We start from the raw sequence: 20,120 nt of genomic DNA, 5'->3' as shown, positions 1-20,120 counted from the left end.
TGAGAGCGTCTTGCGGTCAGAACCAGCGTGTTGGCGGCGCGTTGCGCTCAGTGGGGCGATTCGGCAAGGGCCGCTTTCAGGCGCTCGGCGTAGTCGGCAAGTATGGCGCCGCCGGGTTCCTTGCGCGGCCAGGTCAGATCGATCCCGTCATCGGCGTGGCGCGGAACCACGTGCATGTGAAAGTGGCCAACGGTCTGTCCGCCCTCTGCACCGTTGGCCTGCAGCAGGCTGAGACCCGCCGATGGAAACGCCTTGCGCGCGGCCAACGCGATGCGGCGCGCGGTCTGCATGACGGCAGCCGCTTCGGCGTCGTCGAGGTCGTACAGCGTTTGGGCATGTCGCCGGGTCGCGACCAACACATGGCCGGGCGTGACCTGGCCGAGGTCCATGAAGGCAATGGTCAGTTCGTCCTCGAACACCACGGCCGCGGGAATCTCGCGCGAGACCAGGCGGCAGAAAATGCATTGACCGGGCGGTGAAGTGTCCACGAATTTGGGCAAGATCCGTCTCCTGAAGCGATGGCGTTGTGCCAACAGACCCCAAGTCTAAGCTGGCGCAGCGGTCAGGCCTGGAAGGAGGGCTGCATCTGCAGGTCGGCGTGGTCCACGGCGTATTTGACCAGCGCGGCGCGACCGTCGATGCGCAGCTTGCGGCGCAGGTGCAGCCGGTGCGTTTCCACCGTGCGCACCGAGGAGCCCATCAGCTCGGCAATTTCCTTGTTGGAGCGGCCCTGCGCCAGCAACTGGAGCACGGTGGCCTCGCGCGGGGTCAGGGTGCGGTTGGAGCGCTCGTTGCCCACGTCGTCGAGCTGCGCGTGCAGCAAGGTCTCGATGGCAGGACTCAGGAACATGCGCCCCGCGTGCACCCGCTCGATGGCTTCGACGAGTTGCTGCGCGGGAGAGTCCTTGAGCACGTAGCCGCTGGCACCGAGTGCCATGGCACGCCGCACGTATTCCTCATCGTGGTGCATCGACAGCACCAGCACGCGCACCAGCGGATGGTGTTCGCGAAAGCGTGCAGTGAGCTGAATGCCGCTCGCACCTGGCATGCGGATGTCGGTGAGCACGATGTCCGGCAGGGCGGTGCCAGCGAGTGCGAACGCCTCGTCGGCGCAGCCCGCCTCGGCCACGACGCGGATGTGGGGCGTCGCCTCCAGCCGCATGCGCACGCCGTCGCGCACGAGGGGGTGGTCATCGACGAGCAGGACACGGATGGTGTGGTTGGTGATTGTCATGCGGGTGCGTAGCTGGAGTCAAAACGGGAGTGCGGCTGCACGGCGTCTCGGTCGATTTCGGCGTCGGCGCGCAGGGGCAGCGTGGCGATGATGCGCGTGCCAACACGGCTCGAGACGATCTGGAACTGGCCGCCGAGCGCATCGACGCGCTCGCGCATGTTGCGCAGGCCGATGCCGCTGCTGCCGTCCGACAGAATGCGATGGATGTCGAAGCCCGGCCCGTTGTCCTGCACTACGAGCGTCATCATCCGCGGAACATATTGCAGCAACACCACCACGGTGCTCGCGCCAGACGCATGCATGCAGGCGTTCTTGACCGCTTCCTGCGCCACGCGGTAGAGGGCCGTGGCGTGGGTGTTGGGGATCGGCAGGGCGTCGCCGGTTTGCTCGAAATGCACCGCGATTCCCGTGCCTTGCGCGCCGTCGCCCATCTGCTCGCACATCAGCGAGAGCGCTGCCGGCAGGCCCAGATCGTCGAGCAGCGCGGGGCGCAGACCATGCGAGACGCGGCGGATTTCAACGAGTGCGTCGTTGAGCCGAGCCAGCCCCTTGTCGAGCGCCGCATTCACCGGAGGCTGCTGCGGGCTCGCTTGCTGCGTGTGCTGCAACTGCGCGGTCTCAAGCAGGAACTTGGACGACACCAGCACCTGCACGACGCCGTCATGCAGGTCCCGCGCGAGGCGGGCGCGCTCTTCCTCCTGCGAGTGCACCACGCGTTGGGCCAGGCGCCTGAGCTTGGCGCTCGAGATGCGGTGATCCTTGAGGTTGAGCAGCACCCCGGCGGCGGCGATCAGCACCATGCAGACCGCCGCGATCCAGTAGATGCGCTGCTGCGTGGCCGCAATGTTCTGCTTGGCTCGCTCGTCGAGGCGCCTAAGCGCCTGCTCGACGTCGTCAAGATACAGGCCCGTGCCGATCACCCAGTTCCAGCCCGGCACCTGGAGCACGTAACCGAGCTTGGCAACCGTGGCTTGGGAAGACGGCTTGTGCCAGTCGTAACGCACCAGCCCGCCGCCAGACAGGCCGGTATCGACGATGAGCCGCGCGGGGATCTGGCCCGCAGGCTGGTTGGGATCGCACAGGTCCACGTTGGGCACCGCCATCTGCCCGGGGTTCACGAGCAGATTGCCGCGCTGGTCGTAGAGGAAGAAATAGCCGTCGTCGCCGAACTTCAACTGGGCGACCGCGTTCACGGCCTGCTGCTGGCGTTCGGCCTCGCTGAGCGCCGCGCCGCCCGAGGGCTGACCCGCAAATCGCAGCACCGTGCTGAGCGCCAGTTCCACATATTGGCGCAATTCGGCTTCCTTGCTGTGCAGATACGCGGACTCCACCAGCGCGCGCTCTTCGTTGGCAAGCGCCATGGTTTGGTGTCGCACGGTAATCCCCATGCAAATCAGTGCCACGCCCACGGGAATGGCCGCCATCAATATCAGTTTGATGCGCAGTTGCATGATTATGAGAAGCCTTTTCGCATGACCCAAATGATTGCCGATCCATGAAACGCGTCAAGCGGTTTTTCCCGAGGTGTAACCAATCACTCCATTAATTCCAGAGCGCGGAATATATTCGGAGCGCGCACCAAATAAAAGAATCGGAAAATTCGGGAGCTACGTGCCCATTCTTGGTGAATATGGCGTGTGATGCCTGTGGAATTTAGCTTGAGCGCTATGAAAATCATAATTTCCGCCGTTTGGGGTGTGCTCCAAAAAGATGAGTGCGATTATGTTTTTTGTGCATTTTGTATTTTTATGTTTCCTTTGAACGCTGCTACGTAGTATTGCGTGGATTGATTTGCGTATTACTGCGTAGGGGAAAAAACATGACCGCGCTGGTGTTTTCCGTTTCTAAAATCCATTCGCCGACGTTGATTTGAAACTGCATGTTTTGCCCGCCTCGTGTCGAGTAAATACCTGTTGTTTGTGCAAATAAAGATCATCGTCGACGGATTTCTTTTCTTCAAAGAGGAGCTGATGGATGAAACGCAACACAACACTTCGACTGGTATTGGCATGCGGCGCGGCGATCAGCGCATTGGCATTGGTCGGCTGCGCGGCGCCGTCCAAGCGTGAGGTGCTTTCCACCAATCAGATCTATCCGGCCATCGGTCCGTATTCGCAGATGGTCTCGCACGGCAACACGATCTATTTCTCCGGCGTGCTGCCGCTCAATGCAGCGGGCACGGCGATCGCCGGCACCACGATCGAGGAGCAGACGCGTGCGGTTCTCGATTTCATCGGGGCCAAGCTCAAGAGCCAGGGCCTCGGCTACGAGGACGTGCTCGCCACGCAGGTCTACATGAAGGACCTCAATGAATTCGGTGCGATGAACAAGGTGTACGGCGAGTACTTCAAGTCGGCCGCACCGGCGCGCGCGACGGTCGAGGTGGCGCGCCTGCCGCGTGACGTGAAGATCGAAATCGCCGCCGTCGTCGGTCGCCGCTGACCGAGAACCTTGATTGATCGATCCGATTGCAATTTCCTTTCCCACGGAGGCTTCCATGAATCAGGCAACAACCCCCACGATGTCGAGTGACAACTGCGCGGCGGATTCGGCGCAGGCAACCAGCGCCTGGACTTCCAAGCGACGCGATTTTCTGCGCATGATGGGCTATGGCGCGGGAGCCGCGGCGCTCGGCCCGATGCTGGCCGCCTGCGGCAGCAGCAACGCGCAGTCGACCACCGAGGCGCTGCGCGCGGAGCTGGTCAAGGACGAGGCCTTCTGGTCGAGCGTGCAGGGCATGTTCGTGCTCAATCCGCAGAAAACCTTCATGAACATCGGCACGGCGGGCTCCATGCCAACCGTGGTGCTCGACGAGTTTTCCTCGCTCAATCGCGCGAAGGCGGTGGACTGCCTCAACGGCTATTCCAATCTGCTCGATCTGCGCAAGGCTGCGGCGCCGGGATTCGGCGTGGACCCGGACGAACTGGCGTTTTCGGCCAATACCTCATCGGGAATGTGCCACGCGATTCTCGGGATCGACTGGGAACCCGGCGACGTGGTGGTGACCACCAACCATGAGCACGGCGGCGGCGACACACCGCTCAAGATCGCGACGAATCGCTATGGCATCGAGGTCTCGCGCATCCCCATGCCGGTGGGCAACAACCAGACCGCGGCGACCTATGTGAACCTGTTCGACGAACGCATTCGCGCGCTCAAGGCGCAGGGCAAGCGGGTGCGCGCGATGATGTGGTCCTCGCCGACCTACAAGACCGGCACCATGCTGCCCATCGCCGATCTGATGACGGTGGTGAAGGCGCATCAGCTCATCAGCATCGTGGACGGAGCCCACCTGCCGGGCATGATGGCCTACAACTACGCGGACCTTGGCATGGACTTCATGTCGGGCGCGGGCCACAAGTGGCAGTGCGGCCCGGGTTCCACCGGCATCCTGGTCGTGCGCAACAAGATCCGCGCGTCCAATCCGCTGCCGCTGCCCAAGTGGTATCCGATCCACACAAGCTCGTACTCGGATCTCGAGCGCACCACCAACGGCACCGCAACCTACGACATCGCGGCAACCATCACCAGTTGCGGCAGCGTGCATACGCCGATGTTCGCGTCGCTGGTACGTGCATGCGCGATGTGGGATGAACTCGGACGCAAGAAAGTCGAGACCTACGACCTGGCGCTCTCGGCGTATCTGAAGGAAAAGATCGTCGAGCGTTGGGGTATCGCATCGCTGTATGCGCCCAAGGACGATCCCAAGCTGGTGTCGGCGCTGACCTCGTTCAATCCGTTCCAGAACAAGGATGACGTGATGAACAGCCAGAAGTCCTCGCAATTCGTGGCGCGCATGGCAAGCGACTATCCGCAGGGTTTCCAGATCCGCAACTCCAATTTCCCGGTGATCGGGGCAGCGGCGGAACATTACGGTGTGCGCCTGTCCACCCATCTGTGGCATGACGCCACGGACGTCGATCTGGTGGTCGATGCGATGTGGGACCTGTCGAAAAAGATGGCCTGAGGCATGTGACCCGCGTCGGCGGGCACCACGTTGCGCGCGGCGCGAAGCCGCACGCAACGTGGTGGGAGGGGAATGCCCAGGCGCATTCGCTCCGTACAATTTGGACATGTCCTCGCACGCCGCAAACCCTTCTCTCGAATCCATCGCCGCCGCAGCCGCGCCGGATTTTCGCCGCGATCCTCGCGGCTTTTTGCTTTCGCTCTACGCGGTCGCAGTGCGGCGGGCGCAACCCCTGCATACCTTGAAGGAGCATCTGCCCGAGCCGCCAAGGGGCCGCACCGTCGTCATCGGTGCGGGCAAGGCAGGTGCAGCGATGGCGCAGGCGGTCGAAGCGCTGTGGCCCGAGGATGCGGCAATGTCCGGGCTGGTGGTCACGCGCTACGGACATATTCCCGAACGTGCGCAGGGGTCAGGCAGCGCGTGGAAATCGTGGAGGCCGCGCATCCCGTGCCGGACGCGGCCGGCATGCAGGCGGCGGAGCGCATCTTGCAGATGGTCCAGGGCTTGAGCAAGGACGATCTGGTCCTGTGCCTGATCTCCGGTGGCGGATCATCCCTGCTGACCCTGCCCGCCGATGGACTGACGCTGGCCGACAAGCAGGACATCAACAAGGCCCTGCTGGCAAGCGGCGCGAATATCTCGGAGATGAACTGCGTGCGCAAGCATCTCTCGCGCATCAAGGGCGGACGCCTGGCGGCGGCCTGCGCTCCGGCGCGGGTCGTGACGCTCACCATCAGCGACGTGCCGGGCGATGATCCCGCCATCATCGCCAGCGGACCGACGGTCGCCGATGCCAGCACCTGCGCGGACGCACTGGCGATTCTCAGGCGCTACCGCATTTCGGTGCCGCAAACGGTGATCGCGCAACTGGAGCGGGCGAGCTTGAAACGCCCAAGCCGGGCGACGCCGTGTTTGCGGGGCAGAGCGTGCAACTGATCGCCACACCCATGCAGTCGCTGCAGGCCGCAGCCGGGGCGGCGCGCGCGGCGGGGCTCGCGGTGCATGTCCTGAGCGACGAGATCGAAGGCGAATCGCGCGAGGTCGGCCGGGTTCATGCGGCCCTTGCGAGAGCCACGGCGAAGCACGGCGAGCCGTTCGCGCGCCCCTGCGTGATCTTGAGCGGTGGAGAAACGACCGTGACGATCCGGCCACAGCCCGAGGGCAGCTCCAAGGGGCGCGGCGGTCGTGCGGGGGAATTCTGCCTTGGCCTGGCGCAGGCGCTGCAGGCTCAGCCCGACGTGTGGGCACTGGCGGCCGACACCGACGGCATCGACGGCATCGAGGACAACGCGGGCGCGTTCGTCACGCCGGACACGCTGGCTCGCGCCGAGGCCCATGGGCTCAAGGTCGCCGACGCGCTCGATCGCAATGACGCCTACGGCTATTTCGACGCCATTGGCGATCTGCTCGTCACCGGGCCGACCAACACCAACGTCAATGATTTTCGCGCGCTGCTGGTGCTTTGAGGTTTTGGAGCGCAACGCGCAAACGCCCTGAGCGTTCGCGCGTTGCCTGCGCGATCAGAAGCGGTGGCGAATGCCCACGCCGTAGCTCGTACCCGAGTTGTAATGCGTGATCTTGTCGTTCATGACCATGGCGTACACATCGGTGCGCTTGGACAGGTTGTAGTCATAGCCAACGGTCAGCGTCTTGCGGTTCGTGTCCACGCCCGACAGCTTGGTCTTGGCCCATGAACCCACCAGAGCACCGGCACCGAGCGGCACCGAAGCACCCACCTGCAGCGTCTTGGCTTCGACGTCGGTGTTGTCGGCTTCGGACTGGCCGTAGGTCAGATAGGGCTTGACCACCTTGAAGTCATAGGCACCGCCCAGCATCCAGGCGGTCTTGGTCGTGCCGAGGTAGTCACCGGCGCCGGGATTGGCGATCTGCGCGCGCTCGTAGAAACCGGTCACCGTCAGCGGGCCACCGAAGTAGAAGAAGTTGGCGCCCACGTTCTTCTTGTTTTTGTTGTCCCCGGTCTTTTCACCGAACTGGTACTGCAGGTTCGCCTTGAAGCCGCCGATGTCGGGCGTGCTGTAGACGAGCTGGTTGCTCCAGCCGGTGTCGGCGGGCGTCGTGGCTTGCCAGCCGCTGCGGTTGAACAGCGGCACGTTGATGTGCAGGATCAGCGGAGCGAACACGAACGAATCGCCCAACGGGTTCGCCACCACCGAGGGCAGGAAGTTGGGCGCCATCCAGCGACCGAGCATCACCGAGCCGAAACCGCCGGACAGGCTGACGTTGGCGTCGCGCGAGAAAAAGGTGTCGCCGGGGAAGCGGCCCTGCGTGCCGGTGTCGGTCTGTAGAAACGAGGTCAACTGGAAATTGGCCTTGAGGCCGCTGCCCAGGTCTTCGCTGCCCGTGAAGCCGAACCATGACGTGGTCAGGCCGCCGCTGTTCACCACATTGGTGCGATCAGCGTCCCAGCCATCTTCATGGAGCCCATGAAGACGTCGCTGATACCGGTCACCTTCACCGAACTTTGGGCCAACGCGCCGGTCGCGCAAAGGGTCGCTGCCGCAATGGCCAGCATGTTTTTTTTCATGGTTTTCTCCTGCTGAATAAAAGGATCGCCAGATGGCTTGGTGGGTCTCACTGAAGATTCACCGACACACCCGTTGAATGACGAATTTGTGACGACGGGTAAATTGTCGAAAAGCAAACATCGTGCCGCCAGCGTTTTTTTGATTTTCAGCAGGAAGTGTTGTTTGTAGCGCACCGCGTATCCAAGCCAGTCCGTTGTGGGTTAGGAGCGTGGCTACATCAATCTGTGCTTAACAATTGAATTGACTTTTGGCAATTCCGGGGCACGTGTGTTTTGACTTGTCTCAATGTGCAATGCGGGTGAGGACTGCAAAGTACAGGCCCATGCTCCCACTGTCTTCATCCCATACTGCCGTCCCGCCAGAAATCGTCCAGGCTGGCCGTGTGCTGCGTGAACGCTCGCAGCGCCCCGACAGCGTGATCTATCTGGACAGCGGGCGGGTGTTGTTCGGGCTGCTTGATTCGGGCCAGTTGCGTCACCAGCTCGGCATGGTGGAAGGACCGATCTGGCTGGATGCGGCGCCGGTGATCATGGAACAGTCCTATCCCGTGGACATCGTCGCCGACACCCAGGTGTGCCTGCGGCGTTTGCCGCTGGCGGAGTTCCGCAAGGCCTATACCGCTCTGTCCCGCGAAACCCAGACGCTGGTGCGCGACATGGCCGCTGGCTACATGCAGCAGACCGAACTTGCGGTCAGTCGTCTCGCGCAAGACGCCGAGGCGCGCTGCGCCCAGTGGCTGCTGCGCAATGCCTCGCCGGCCGAGGATGGCAGCCTGCAGGTCACGCTGCTGCAACGCAAGCGCCTCATCGCCGCGCAACTGGGCATCGCACCAGAAACCTTTTCCCGCGTGCTGCGCCATTTGCGCGAACATGGGCTCATCGCGGGAACCGGCAACGTGCTGAGTCTTCCGCAGCCTTCCGCTTTGCAGAACGTGGCGCGCTGCTGAGCTTGTTGTCGCCCACTCGCGCTCGACTCCGCATCAGGGATTTCTCTGAATCGGGTATTTATCCCAACGGCGGCGCAACCGCGGCCCCGTATATTGGTGTCATTCTGATGTAAGCGTGGGCTCCACGCCGTCTGCCAACGCCATGTTCCGCACAGCATTTCTTGCACTCCAGGCCTGGTGTGTCCCTTCGCCGCAAGGAGACCCGCGATGACGGGCGGCGAAGCGCACGCCGAACGCGGCGTCGGCCTGTTCCCGGAAATGCACATCCCTGGTCCGCTGGTGCGGCGCCTGATGCTGATCGTCTTTCTGGCGGTGGCGCTGGCCGGAACCGTGACCGCATGGGTGGTCTCGCGTGCTTCGGGCGAGGAAGTCGCCGGACGGCTCGTGCGTCAGCAGACCGACGAGGTCGAACTGGTTGCGCGCCTGCTCGCCAGCAAGATCGAGCAGAGCCAGAAGGTGTTGAGCACGCTCGCAGATGGCATCACGCCGCAGATGTTGCAGTCGCCCTCGTTGCTCGAGTGGATGCTGCAGCAGGGGCTTCCGGCGCTGCGTTTCTTCGATTCGATGGAGATCGCGCGCCGTGATGGCCGGCTGATCCTGAACCTGCAGAATGGCAAGTCGGAGTCCGCATCGGACGTCGATGCCGACGAGCGCGACATTCTTCTGCGCACCATGGTGCAGGGCAAGCCGCTGGTTTCGGGCGTGATCGGTGATCGACCTGGCGCGGCGCGCATCATGCTCACGCTCCCGCTGGTCAACGACGAAGGCAAGGTGCTTGGTGTGGTGGGCGGAGTGCTGAGGCTTCAGTCACAGGGTCTGCTGCCGCATTCGCTGGGACTGCCGGCGCGCGATGATTCGCGGCTGATCGTGTTCACCTCGGACGGCGTGATCCTGTCGCATCCGCAGCTCGAACGCGTGATGGGCAACATCAAGACCGAGCCGGGCATCGGGCCGGTCTATACGCGCTGGCGCTCGGAACTCAAGCCCGTCACCACGGGGCGCGGCGAGACGGAAACGGTCAGCGATCATCTGGTCAGCATGGCGGGCGTGCCCATGCCCGAATGGTGGGTGGCGAGGGTGACCGATTCCCGTGCGCTGATGGCGCCACTGCAAGGTGCCCAGCGGCGCTCGTGGTGGCTCGCGGCGGCCAGCGTGCTGCTAGTGGCGCTGATCGCGGTGCTTTGCATGGCGTGGGTGGCATCACCGCTCACGCGACTGCACCGGCGCGCACAGGGCATTCTGCTGAACGATGATCCGTCGGGCGCGACGCCGCCCGCGTCCGCCGAAGCCGAGCTGCTGGCGGGAGCGCTCGATCACCTCGAAGCGCAGCAGCAGCATCATGGTCATCAGGCGGAATTTTCGCGGCTGCAATTGCAGGGCATTCTGGAGCAGGCACCGATCGGCATCGTCATCACGCGCAATGACGTGCTGGAACTGCTGAGCCAGCAGGCGAGCCTGATGCTCGGTTACTCGCGCGCCGAACTCGAAGGGCAGTCGGTGCGGCAATTGTTTGCCGACGACCAGCACTTTGGCGATCTGGCGCGGCAGATGCGCGAGGGGCGGCATCGCGCGGCGGCTACGAAGGAGAGTTCGCGCTGCGCCGCAAGGACGGAAGCCAGTTGTGGGCGCGCGTCGTCGGGCGCATGGCACTTGATCGACGCTCGGCCATGGCGGCGGTGTGGGTGCTCGAAGACATCACGTCCGCACGGGATGAACGGCGCAAACCCATGTGGGTCCACTCGCACGACCTGCTGACCAATCTGCCCAACCGTGCGGCCTTCCTGGAGCGCGTGCGCGCAATGCTGGCACGCCGCAAGGAACACGGGACCGACGGCGCGGACAACGGCATCGCGCTGCTGCATGTCGATCTGGACCATTTCACGCTCGTCAACGACCGCCTGGGGCACGAGGCGGGCGACATCCTGCTGCGGCAGTTCGCCAATCTTCTTGACGAGCTGGCGCGGCATGTCGGCTGGGTGGCGCGTCTCGGGGGTGACGAGTTCGCCGTGGTATTGCCCCACTGTTCGGCAGAGCGCGCCGAAATGATCGCCGAGCATGTGCGCGCCTCGATTGCGGAATGGGAGTTCAGCCATGAGGGCGAGACCTCGACCACGACGGTGAGCATCGGAATTGTCGTTGCGCCAGCGGATCTGGACGACGTGACGCCGTGGCTGCGCGCCGCCGACATGGCGTGCTATTACGCCAAGCGCGCGGGCCGCAACCGCATCATGCTGCGCGAAGTGGCGGACAAGACCGTGGCCGTCTAGGCCCTGGTCCTCAATGCTTCTGCTTCGCGGTGTGCCTGTCGCCGCTCAGCGTGATCCATGTGAGCAGCACACCGGTGAGCGCGCCCGCCGCCATGCCGATCACCATCGGCAGTGGCTTGCCGTTCGAGAACAGGCCGACGATCTGCATCGCAATGGCACCCGTGAGCATTTGCAGGGTGCCCAGCAGCGCGGACGCGGTTCCGGCGATGTCGCCGTGATCGTCGAGCGCCAGGACCGAGGTCGTCGGAATCACCAACCCCATCAGTCCACTGGCGGTGAAGTACAGGGCGATCAATACCACGAGCTTGTCGCCACCGAGCAGGTAGTAGGCCAGCAGGCAGGACATCACCACGCCGCAGGCCGATGCCGCGAGCTTGACGATGTTCACGAGGCCGTAGCGCTGGCCCAGTGGCCCGGTGAACTGGGCGGCTCCGATGAACGCAATGGCATTGAACGCAAAGGCCAGACTGTACTGCGTGGCCGACAGGCCGTAGTGGTTGATCAGCACGAACGGCGAACCCGCGAGATAGACAAAAAAGCCCGCCATCGCGGTTGCTCCGATGAATACGAGACCGAGGTAGTGCCAGTCGCGCAGCAGCAAGGCATAGGCCTTGAGCACGTCGGCGATGCTGCTTTCGTTGCGCGCGGCGGCATCGCGGGTTTCGGGCAGGCCGCGCACCATTGCGGCCAAACCGAGCACGGCCGCGAGCGTCACTGCCCAGAACACCAGGCGCCAGCCGCCCAGCGCGATCACGCCGCTGCCCGCAAGCGGCGCAAGAATCGGCGAGACGCTGAACACCAGCATCAAAAGCGACATCATGCGAGCCGCTTCGTGCCCGGTATGCAGATCGCGCACCACGGCACGCGGTATCGCCATGCCCGCCGCCGCGCCCAGGCCCTGGACGAAACGCAGCGCGACCAGCGTTTGAATGTTCTGCGCGAACGCGCAGCCGACGCTTGCCGCAATGAAGATCGCCAGCCCGAGATAGAGCGGCTTCTTGCGTCCCCACATGTCCGAGAGCGAACCGAATATCGGCTGGCCCAGTCCCAAGGCGATGAAGAATGCCGTGAGGCTGGCCTGCACCGCTCCAACGGGTGCGTTCAGGCTCGCGCCGATCTGCGGCAGCGCGGGCAGATACATGTCGATGGCGAACGGACCAATGGCCGAGAGCAGGCCAAGGATCACCACCATGCGCATGGAAACCGTGGAGGAGTTCGAGGAAGAAAAAGACATAGGGGCGCGATTGTCGCGGATTGTCGTGTGGAACTTCGCACGGGTTGCGCAGCGCGCCGGATTTCCTCACGGCGCGTCATGTCATTGGCCCCGCAGTCGGCGTTTAAAAAATTTCAGGTCACGACAATCGCCCGAGCGCGCGCAGCACACTCTCGGCCGTGGCCGGTGCGGTGAGCCTCACCGGTGCCGCTTCGTTGCCCTCGCGCGCTGCGGCGATGGCGTTGCGCAGCGCCTCGTAGACGCTGATCGCCAGCATGAACGGCGGCTCGCCGACGGCCTTGCTGCCGCCCACGTTGTCTTCGCGATTGGCCTCGTGCCAGAAGTCGATGTGGAAGTGCTCCGGGATATCGCCCGTTGCCGGAATCTTGTAGGTGCTGGGCGCGTGCGTGGCGAGCAGGCCGTTTTCGCTCCAGACCAGTTCCTCGGTGGTGAGCCAGCCCATGCCCTGGACGAAGCCGCCCTCGATCTGGCCGATATCGATGGCCGGATTGATGCTGCGGCCCACGTCATGCAGGATGTCCACCGCGAGCACGCGGGACTCTCCCGTGAGCGTGTCGATGGCCACCTCGGAGCATGCCGCGCCGTAGGCGAAATAGTAGAACGGGCGGCCCGTGAGCGTGGTCTTGTCGTAGTGAATCTTGGGCGTGCGGTAGAAGCCGTCGCTCCACAATTGAATGCGGTTGGCGTATGCCTCCTTGACGACATCGTTCCAGTCGCGCGTGCACCTGGGCGTGATGACCTTGCCACCGGCGAACTCCACCGCACCGGCTCCCACAGCGTCGAGGCCGCCGACATACGCGGCGAGGTTGTCGCGGATGTTGCGTGCCGCGAATTGCGCGGCGCGGCCGTTCAGATCGGTGCCACTCGATGCGGCCGTTGCGCTTGCATTGGGCACCTTGCTGGTGTCGCTCGCGGTGATGATCACGCGCTCGAACGGCACGCCCAACTCATCGGCCACGATTTGCGCCACCTTGGTGTGCAGACCCTGTCCCATTTCCGTGCCACCGTGATTCACCTGCACGCTGCCGTCGGTGTAGACATTGACGAGCGCACCGGCCTGATTGAACAGCGTGGCAGTAAAGCTGATGCCGAACTTCACCGGCGTGATCGCGAGGCCCCGCTTGATGACCGCGTTGCCTGCGTTCCAGTGCGCAACGGCCTGCTGGCGCTTTCGGTAGTTCGAGCTTCGCTCCAGTTGCGGCAGCAGGTCGTGCAGGATGTTGTCCTCCACCTTCATCTGGTAGTGCGTGAGGTTGCGATCCGTCGTGCCGTAGAGGTTGCGCATGCGCACGTCGAAGGCGTCCAGATGCAGGGCGCGCGCGATGTCGCCGAGGATGGCCTCGATGGCGATCACGCCCTGCGGTCCGCCGAAGCCGCGAAACGCGGTATGGCTTTGCGTGTGGGTCTTGCAGCGAAACGATGCGATGTCCACGTCTTCCAGGAAGTAGGCGTTGTCGCTGTGGAAAACGGCGCGGTCCGCCACCGGGCCGGACAGGTCGGCGCTGAAACCGCAGTTGGCCGCAAGCTGAAGTTTCAGGCCCGTGATGCGCCCCGAGTCGTCAAAGCCCACGTCGTATTCGTAGCCAAACGGATGGCGCTTTCCGGTGACCAGAAAATCGTCATCGCGATCAAGGCGCAGCTTTACCGGAGTGCCTGTCTTGTTGGCGGCAATCGCGGCCCACACCGCGAGATGCCCGGCCTGCGTTTCCTTGCCGCCGAAGCCGCCGCCCATGCGTCGGCACTCGACGCGCACGGCGCTGTTCTCCAGACCCAGGGCGTGCGCCACCCAGTGCTGCACCTCGCCCGGATGCTGTGTGCTCGAATGGATCGCCCACTGGTTCTGCTCAAGCGGCAGTGCGTAAGCGATCTGGCCTTCGAGATAAAAATGTTCCTGCCCGCCGACCTCGAAGCTGCCTTGCAGTCGGTGCCTTGCCGCGCTCAGCGCGCCTGCCGCGTCGCCGCGCCGCACGTGCACCGGCGGCAGCACGTAGCTCTTGGCCTCGAGTGCCTGCTGCAACGACAGAATTGCGGGCAGCGGCGTGATCTGCAATTTCACGGCGCGCGCGGCACGGCGTGCCTGCATGACCGTCTCGGCGATCACGAGGCCGATCACCTGACCGGCGAACTGCACCTTGTCGATGGCGAACACCGGTTCGTCATGCGCAAACGCGGCAAGTATCGGGTCGCCCGGAATGTCCGCGCTGAGCACGACATCGCGCACCCCCGGCATGGCGAGCGCGGCGCTCGCATCGACGCCGTCGAGCGTGCCGTGGGCAACATCCGAGAGAATCGGCGCGGCGTACAGCGTGCCCTTGATTTCGGGGATGTCGTCGATGTAGGTTGCGGCACCGGCAACCTGGACGCGTGCGCTCTCGTGGATGTGCGATGTGCCGACGGCGGACGGCGCGAGCGGGGCCGCGGCTTCACTGTGCGTGTCACGGGTGTTCATGCCAGCACCTCCAGTGGCTTGAGTGTGTCAAGGCCCGTGCGCTGGCCGGCAGGCAGGGCGGATTCAAACCAGAAACGCCGCATTAACGCGCCCAGCATTTCCCGGCGGTAGGCGCTGCTCGCGCGCATGTCGGAGATCGGATTGAACTCGGACTGCAGAGACTCTCCGGCCTCGCTTGCGAGCGCTTCATCCCATTTTCTCGAGGCCAGCAATGCCTCGGTCTGCACCGCGCGTGCCGGTGTCGCCGCCACGCCGCCGGCACCGATGCGCGCGTTCGCAATCACGCCGTCTTCCATCTGCAGGTTGATGGCCAGGCAGACGGCGGAAATATCGTCGTCGAACCGTTTGGAAATCTTGTAGGCCGCAAGCTGCTGTCCCGGCACGGGCAGCGGCACGTGGATCGCCGTGAGCAACTCGTCGCTCGCCAGCAGGTTCTTACGGTAGCCGGTGTAGAAGTCTTCGAGCGCCATGCGGCGTTCGCCGCGCACGCTCGCGAGCGTGATGTCGGCACCGAGCGCGATCAACAACGGCATGGAATCGCCGATGGGCGAGCCGTTGGCAATATTGCCGCCAAGCGTGCCGGAGTTGCGCACCGGCACGCCCGCAAAGCGCGTGGCAAAGCGGTGAAGCTGAGGCCAGTGCCGGGCCAGCACGGCGAACGCATCGGTCAGCGAGACGGCGGCTCCGATCTGGATGTGGCGCTCGTGGGTGTCGATGCGCAGCAGTTCGGCTGCACGCGTCACGTCGAGGACTTGGGCGTACTGCCTGTGCATCTTGGTGATCCATAGTCCCACATCGGTCGTGCCCGCAGCAATCAGTGCTTGCGGATGATCGGCGCGTGCCCGCAGCAGCGCGCCGAGCGTCGTGGGCGCAAGATAGGCTGCGTCCTGCAATGGAGGCGCGTCGTTCAGCGCGGCGAGTTGCCGGAGCAGCGCGGCCTCGTTGACCTGTATGCGCGGCAGCTCGGCCATGCCCTGCGCGGCCTCGAAGATCGGGCGGTAGCCGGTGCAGCGGCAGAGGTTGCCCGACAGTTCTTCCACCGCCAGCTCGCGCGTGATCGTCCGATCCTTGCAGACATGGTTCTGGTACATGCCGAACAGGCTCATCACGAAGCCAGGCGTGCAGAAACCGCACTGCGATCCATGGCACTGAACCATGGCCTGCTGCGCCGGATGCAGTCCGCCAGCGGTCTGATTCGCCCGTTCGATGAGCGGATCGCTGGCGAGGTCACCAGCGGTCCACAACGCCATGCCGTCTATCGAATGCGCCAGACGGATGCAGCTGTTGATCGACTGGTAATGCACCGCGCCATCGCGCACCGAGCCCAGCACGACGGTGCAGGCGCCGCAGTCGCCTTCGCCGCAACCTTCCTTGGTGTCGGTGCATGCGAGGTCTTCGCGCAGCACCTCCAGCAGCGTGCGGTCTGCTGCGATGCCGTTCAGGGTGACGGTCCGTCCGCGACGGATGAAGCGCAGGGGGCGGGTATTGCTCATGGAATGCCAGTCTCGTCAGATCGGTCGGATAAGGGTAAGTGCGAACGACTCGCTAAATTTATCAATGGCGGCAGGCCGCCAATGTCTGCAACACTATGACAGCTTTGGGCGCTGCGCTGAAGCCGCTCCATCTTGGCCCATCGGCACTGGCGATTGTGGGCTCGCATCTTGCTTTCGATGATCGCAGGGCAGGGCAGGGCAGTCAGCCGCAACACGACCGATTCGCTGCGAAAACCGTAGCGATGCACTTATGTGGCCGCTGGATGGAATGCCGTCTGGACGCATAACCCTTTGCAACTAAGAGACAATCTCGCGCATGACTTTCTCTGACCAGAATTTTTCGCCCTCGGCTGCGCCTCGATTGCAGCTTACGGGTATCACCAAGCGATACCCAGCAGTCGTGGCAAATGATGGTGTATCGCTCACGGTGCTTGCGGGCGAGGTGCATGCCATTCTGGGTGAGAACGGCGCGGGCAAGTCAACGTTGATGAAGATCATCTACGGCGCGGTCAAACCCGATGAGGGCAGCATCGTTGTCGACGGCCAGCCGGTGCAGATCCGCAATCCGCAGGAGGCGCGCCAACTGGGCATTGCCATGGTGTTCCAGCACTTCAGCCTGTTCGACACGCTGACCGTGGCCGAGAACGTGTGGCTGGGTCTCGACAAGAGCATGGCGCTCGCCGAAGTCATCGAGCGCGTGGACGCCACGGCCCGGGAATACGGCCTGGAGGTCGATCCCCATCGTCCGGTGCACACGCTCTCGGTGGGCGAAATGCAGCGCGTGGAAATCATCCGCGCGCTGCTGACCCGCCCGCGCGTGCTGATTCTGGACGAGCCGACCTCGGTGCTCACGCCCCAGGCGGTGGAGAAGCTGTTCGTCGTGCTGCGTCGGCTCGCGAGCGAGGGCTGCTCGATTCTCTACATCAGTCACAAGCTGCATGAAATCCGTTCGCTGTGCACTGCCTGCACGGTGCTGCGCGGCGGTGTGGTGACCGGTGTTTGCGATCCTTCCAGGGAAACCAATGCATCGCTCTCGCGCATGATGATCGGCTCCGAGCCGCCCAGGCTCGAACACCGCGAATCCAGGGTGGGGCCGGTGGTCCTCAAAGTCAACGAGTTGAGCCTGCCGCGCCTTGACCAGTTCGGCGTCGATCTGGCCGACATCGATCTGGAGGTTCGCGAGGGTGAGGTCGTGGGCATCGCGGGCGTGTCCGGCAATGGCCAGCGCGAGCTGCTGTATGCGCTGTCTGGCGAGGACACGCGCGCCGCGCCCGCGATGATCCAGGTCTCGGGCAGGGACGCGGGCCGCATGGGGCCAGGCAAGCGCCGCGCGCTCGGTCTGCATTTCGTGCCCGAGGAGCGTCTTGGCCGGGGCGCCGTGCCGAGCATGAGTCTCGCGCACAATCTGCTGCTCACGCGCAAGACGGCGGTGGGGCGCGGCGGCTGGATTCACATGCGCCGGCTGCAGCATCAGGCGCGCGACATCATCACGCGCTTCAACGTCAAGGCGGGCGGACCGCAGGCTGCGGCGCAGTCGTTGTCGGGTGGCAACCTGCAGAAATTCATCGTGGGCCGCGAGATCGATGCCGAGCCCACTCTGCTGATCGTCTCGCAGCCCACATGGGCGTGGACGTGGGCGCGGCGGCGCAGATCCATGGCGAAATCCTGAAGCTGCGCGATGCTGGCTGCGCCGTGCTGGTGCTCAGCGAGGAGTTGGACGAATTGTTTGAAATCTGTGATCGACTGCATGTGGTGGCCAAGGGGCAACTCTCCCCCTCGATTCCCCGCGCGGATGCGACCGTGCAATTGATCGGCGAATGGATGAGCGGGCTGTGGAATGCCAGCACCCACAGCCCCACGAACCCGGTCGCGAGCAGGGGAGGCGCCGATGTTCAAGCTTGAACCACGTCCCCAGCCGTCGAAATACTGGACCTGGGGCTCGCCGGTGCTGGCGCTCGCGATCACGGTGGTGATCGGCGTGTGCCTGTTTGCGCTGCTCGGCAAGGATCCGGTGCGCGGTCTGCAGGCGTTTTTCTGGGAGCCGGTCAAGTCCGGCTACGCGCTTGCGGAACTCACCATCAAGGCCACGCCGCTGCTGCTGATCGCACTCGGGCTCGCGGTGTGCTTTCGCTCCAACGTGTGGAACATCGGCGCGGAAGGGCAGTTCGTGATCGGCGCGGTCGCGGCGGGCGGCATGGCGCTGCTGGCCGACAAGAATTCCGGGCCGTGGATCGTTCCGGCGATCCTGATCGCCGGCATGGTGGGCGGCATGCTGTGGGCAGGCATCGTCGCGCTGCTGCGTGACAGGTTCAATGCCAACGAAATCCTGGTCAGCCTGATGCTCGTGTATGTCGCGACGCTGTTTCTCGGCTACCTGGTCTATGGTCCGTGGAAGGACCCGGCGGGCTACAACTTTCCGCAGACCAAGATGTTCGAGCGGGTCACGCAGATTCCCAAATTGGTGCAGGGATTTCGCATGAACATCGGTGTGGTGATCGCGCTGGTCGGCGCTGCGCTGCTCTGGGTGTTTCTGTTTCGCACGCGCGCCGGTTTCGCGCTTCAGGTGGGCGGCATCTCTCCTGCGGCGGCGCGCTATGCGGGCTTCTCCTCGCGCCGCTCGCTCTGGACTGCGCTGTTGATTTCGGGCGCGGCGGCGGGTCTCGCGGGGCGCTTGAAGTGGCCGGGCCGCTCGGTCAGCTCACGCCCTATGTGCCCGCCGGGTACGGCTTTGCCGCGATCATCGTGGCCTTTGTCGGGCGGCTGCATCCCGTGGGCATGGTGTTCTCGGCCATTTTGATGAGCATGTTCTACATCGGCGGTGAACTCGCGCAGTCCCGCCTTGGCCTGCCCAAGGCATTGACGGGCGTGTTCCAGGGGCTGCTGTTGTTCACGCTGCTGGCCTGCGACACGCTCGTGGCCTACCGCATTCGCTGGACATCGCGTGTGCCTCGGCCCGTTGCGGTGAAGGGAGCGCTGTGATGGAGTCCTATGCACTGCTCCTTGGCTCGACGCTGTCCGCAGGCACGGTGCTGGCGCTGGCCGCGCTGGGTCTGTTGATCAACGAGAAATCCGGCGTCGTCAATCTCGGCGCCGAAGGCATGATGCTGTGTTCGGCCATCGCGGGCTTCGCCGCCGTGGTGCACTCGGGCAATACCTGGGTGGGTTTTGCTGCGGGCATGGCGGTGGGCGCATTGCTCGCGGGCCTGTTCGGGCTGCTGGTGATCTGGCTGAACACCAACCAGTACGCCACTGGGCTCGCGCTGTCGCTGTTCGGCGGGGCTTCTCGGCCTTCATCGGGCTGAACTACGTGCAGGCGCGGCTTCCTGAGCTGCCCAAGTACGCGATCCCCGGTCTGGCCGATCTGCCGGTGGTCGGACCCGCGCTGTTCACCCTGCACCCGATGGTTTATCTGACCGTCGTGCTGGTGATCGTGATGATCTGGTTTCTGTACCGCACGCGTGCCGGCCTCGTGCTGCGCGCGGTGGGCGAGTCACCGGCGTCAGCGCACGCACTCGGTTATCCGGTGCGTCGCATTCGCCTGATGGCGGTGATGTTCGGCGGCGCAATGTGCGGTCTTGCCGGTGCCTATATCTCCACGGTCTACACGCCGCTGTGGGTCGAGGGCATGGTCTCCGGACGCGGCTGGATCGCATTGGCGCTCACCACGTTTGCCACCTGGCGACCGGCGCGCGTGTTGCTGGGTGCCTATCTGTTCGGCGGCGTGACGATGCTGCAGTTTCACCTGCAGGCCACGGGTGTGCAGTTGCCGAGCCAGGTGCTGTCGATGCTGCCGTATCTGGCCACCATCGTGGTGTTGGTGCTGATCTCGCGAAACCCCACGTGGATTCGCGCCAACATGCCGGCGTCGCTCGGCAAGCCTTTCTATCCCGGGTCATGACAACCAAGTCCAACAACAGCAAGAATGCGCCCGTTTGCGTGCAGCCTCCGTGGCTGTGTGTCTGTCTGTCGTTCATACGTTTTCCA

The 20,120-nt window shown here is 64.1% G+C and carries 11 protein-coding genes and 5 pseudogenes; 9 read left to right on the top strand and 7 right to left on the bottom strand.

What is annotated here, in order from left to right:
• Positions 1 to 47: 47 nt before the first annotated feature.
• From H9K75_RS06635 to H9K75_RS06625, 3 genes are all read right to left on the bottom strand, one after another.
• Positions 48 to 500, bottom strand: a complete 453-nt coding sequence (locus H9K75_RS06635; RefSeq protein ID WP_187725168.1) for an HIT family protein — start codon at positions 498 to 500, stop codon at positions 48 to 50.
• Between the two features lie 62 nt (positions 501 to 562).
• Positions 563 to 1,234, bottom strand: coding sequence for a response regulator (locus H9K75_RS06630; protein WP_187725167.1), 672 nt, complete (start codon positions 1,232 to 1,234; stop codon positions 563 to 565).
• The gene (locus tag H9K75_RS06625) at positions 1,231 to 2,685 is read right to left on the bottom strand and encodes a cache domain-containing protein (RefSeq protein WP_187725166.1); all 1,455 of its coding nucleotides are present in this window, start codon (positions 2,683 to 2,685) and stop codon (positions 1,231 to 1,233) included. The genes H9K75_RS06630 and H9K75_RS06625 overlap by 4 nt, the downstream gene beginning before the upstream one ends.
• Positions 2,686 to 3,208: 523 nt before the next feature.
• Here H9K75_RS06625 and H9K75_RS06615 point away from each other — a divergent pair.
• The 3 genes and pseudogenes from H9K75_RS06615 (at position 3,209) to H9K75_RS06605 (ending at position 6,667) form a co-directional block, all read left to right on the top strand.
• Positions 3,209 to 3,676 carry a Rid family detoxifying hydrolase gene (locus H9K75_RS06615; RefSeq protein WP_187725165.1) on the top strand — a complete coding sequence of 156 codons (468 nt, stop codon included), beginning with the start codon at positions 3,209 to 3,211 and terminating at the stop codon, positions 3,674 to 3,676.
• Between the two features lie 79 nt (positions 3,677 to 3,755).
• Positions 3,756 to 5,201 carry an aminotransferase class V-fold PLP-dependent enzyme gene (locus H9K75_RS06610; protein WP_226858692.1) on the top strand — a complete coding sequence of 482 codons (1,446 nt, stop codon included), beginning with the start codon at positions 3,756 to 3,758 and terminating at the stop codon, positions 5,199 to 5,201.
• Between the two features lie 106 nt (positions 5,202 to 5,307).
• Positions 5,308 to 6,667, top strand: a pseudogene (locus tag H9K75_RS06605) (glycerate kinase type-2 family protein).
• A gap of 54 nt (positions 6,668 to 6,721) precedes the next feature.
• Here the strand turns inward: H9K75_RS06605 and H9K75_RS06600 are convergent.
• Positions 6,722 to 7,746, bottom strand: a pseudogene (locus H9K75_RS06600) (porin).
• 323 nt (positions 7,747 to 8,069) lie between these two features.
• On the opposite strand from H9K75_RS06600, the gene H9K75_RS06595 reads away from it, so the two are divergent.
• The 3 genes from H9K75_RS06595 to H9K75_RS23650 all read left to right on the top strand — a co-directional run bounded on the left by H9K75_RS06595 (position 8,070) and on the right by H9K75_RS23650 (position 10,960).
• A complete protein-coding gene (locus tag H9K75_RS06595) occupies positions 8,070 to 8,693 on the top strand; it encodes a Crp/Fnr family transcriptional regulator (protein ID WP_187725163.1) in 624 nt (207 codons plus the stop codon).
• Between the two features lie 207 nt (positions 8,694 to 8,900).
• Positions 8,901 to 10,448, top strand: a complete 1,548-nt coding sequence (locus H9K75_RS06590; RefSeq protein WP_226858580.1) for a cache domain-containing protein — start codon at positions 8,901 to 8,903, stop codon at positions 10,446 to 10,448.
• A complete protein-coding gene (locus H9K75_RS23650; RefSeq protein ID WP_226858579.1) occupies positions 10,421 to 10,960 on the top strand; it encodes a GGDEF domain-containing protein in 540 nt (179 codons plus the stop codon). Before H9K75_RS06590 ends, H9K75_RS23650 begins: the two co-directional genes overlap by 28 nt.
• A gap of 10 nt (positions 10,961 to 10,970) precedes the next feature.
• Here H9K75_RS23650 and H9K75_RS06585 read toward each other — a convergent pair whose 3' ends face one another.
• The 3 genes from H9K75_RS06585 to xdhA all read right to left on the bottom strand — a co-directional run bounded on the left by H9K75_RS06585 (position 10,971) and on the right by xdhA (position 16,136).
• Complete coding sequence (locus H9K75_RS06585) at positions 10,971 to 12,194, bottom strand: multidrug effflux MFS transporter (RefSeq protein WP_226858578.1); 1,224 nt, start codon at positions 12,192 to 12,194, stop codon at positions 10,971 to 10,973.
• Between the two features lie 118 nt (positions 12,195 to 12,312).
• The gene (gene xdhB, locus H9K75_RS06580; protein ID WP_187725162.1) at positions 12,313 to 14,643 is read right to left on the bottom strand and encodes a xanthine dehydrogenase molybdopterin binding subunit; all 2,331 of its coding nucleotides are present in this window, start codon (positions 14,641 to 14,643) and stop codon (positions 12,313 to 12,315) included.
• On the bottom strand, positions 14,640 to 16,136 hold the full coding sequence (gene xdhA / locus H9K75_RS06575) for a xanthine dehydrogenase small subunit (protein WP_187725161.1): 1,497 nt from the start codon (positions 16,134 to 16,136) through the stop codon (positions 14,640 to 14,642). The genes xdhB and xdhA overlap by 4 nt, the downstream gene beginning before the upstream one ends.
• Positions 16,137 to 16,452: 316 nt before the next feature.
• On the opposite strand from xdhA, the pseudogene H9K75_RS06570 reads away from it, so the two are divergent.
• The 3 pseudogenes from H9K75_RS06570 to H9K75_RS06560 all read left to right on the top strand — a co-directional run bounded on the left by H9K75_RS06570 (position 16,453) and on the right by H9K75_RS06560 (position 20,034).
• Positions 16,453 to 18,038 (top strand): annotated as a pseudogene (locus H9K75_RS06570) (ABC transporter ATP-binding protein).
• Positions 18,025 to 19,115 (top strand): annotated as a pseudogene (locus H9K75_RS06565) (ABC transporter permease). Before H9K75_RS06570 ends, H9K75_RS06565 begins: the two co-directional pseudogenes overlap by 14 nt.
• Positions 19,115 to 20,034: pseudogene (locus H9K75_RS06560) on the top strand (ABC transporter permease). Before H9K75_RS06565 ends, H9K75_RS06560 begins: the two co-directional pseudogenes overlap by 1 nt.
• Positions 20,035 to 20,120: the final 86 nt, after the last annotated feature.

The organism is Diaphorobacter aerolatus, from assembly GCF_014489535.1.
In the GTDB taxonomy this organism is placed as follows: domain Bacteria; phylum Pseudomonadota; class Gammaproteobacteria; order Burkholderiales; family Burkholderiaceae_C; genus Diaphorobacter_A; species Diaphorobacter_A aerolatus.
This window is presented reverse-complemented; position numbering and strand designations above follow the sequence as displayed.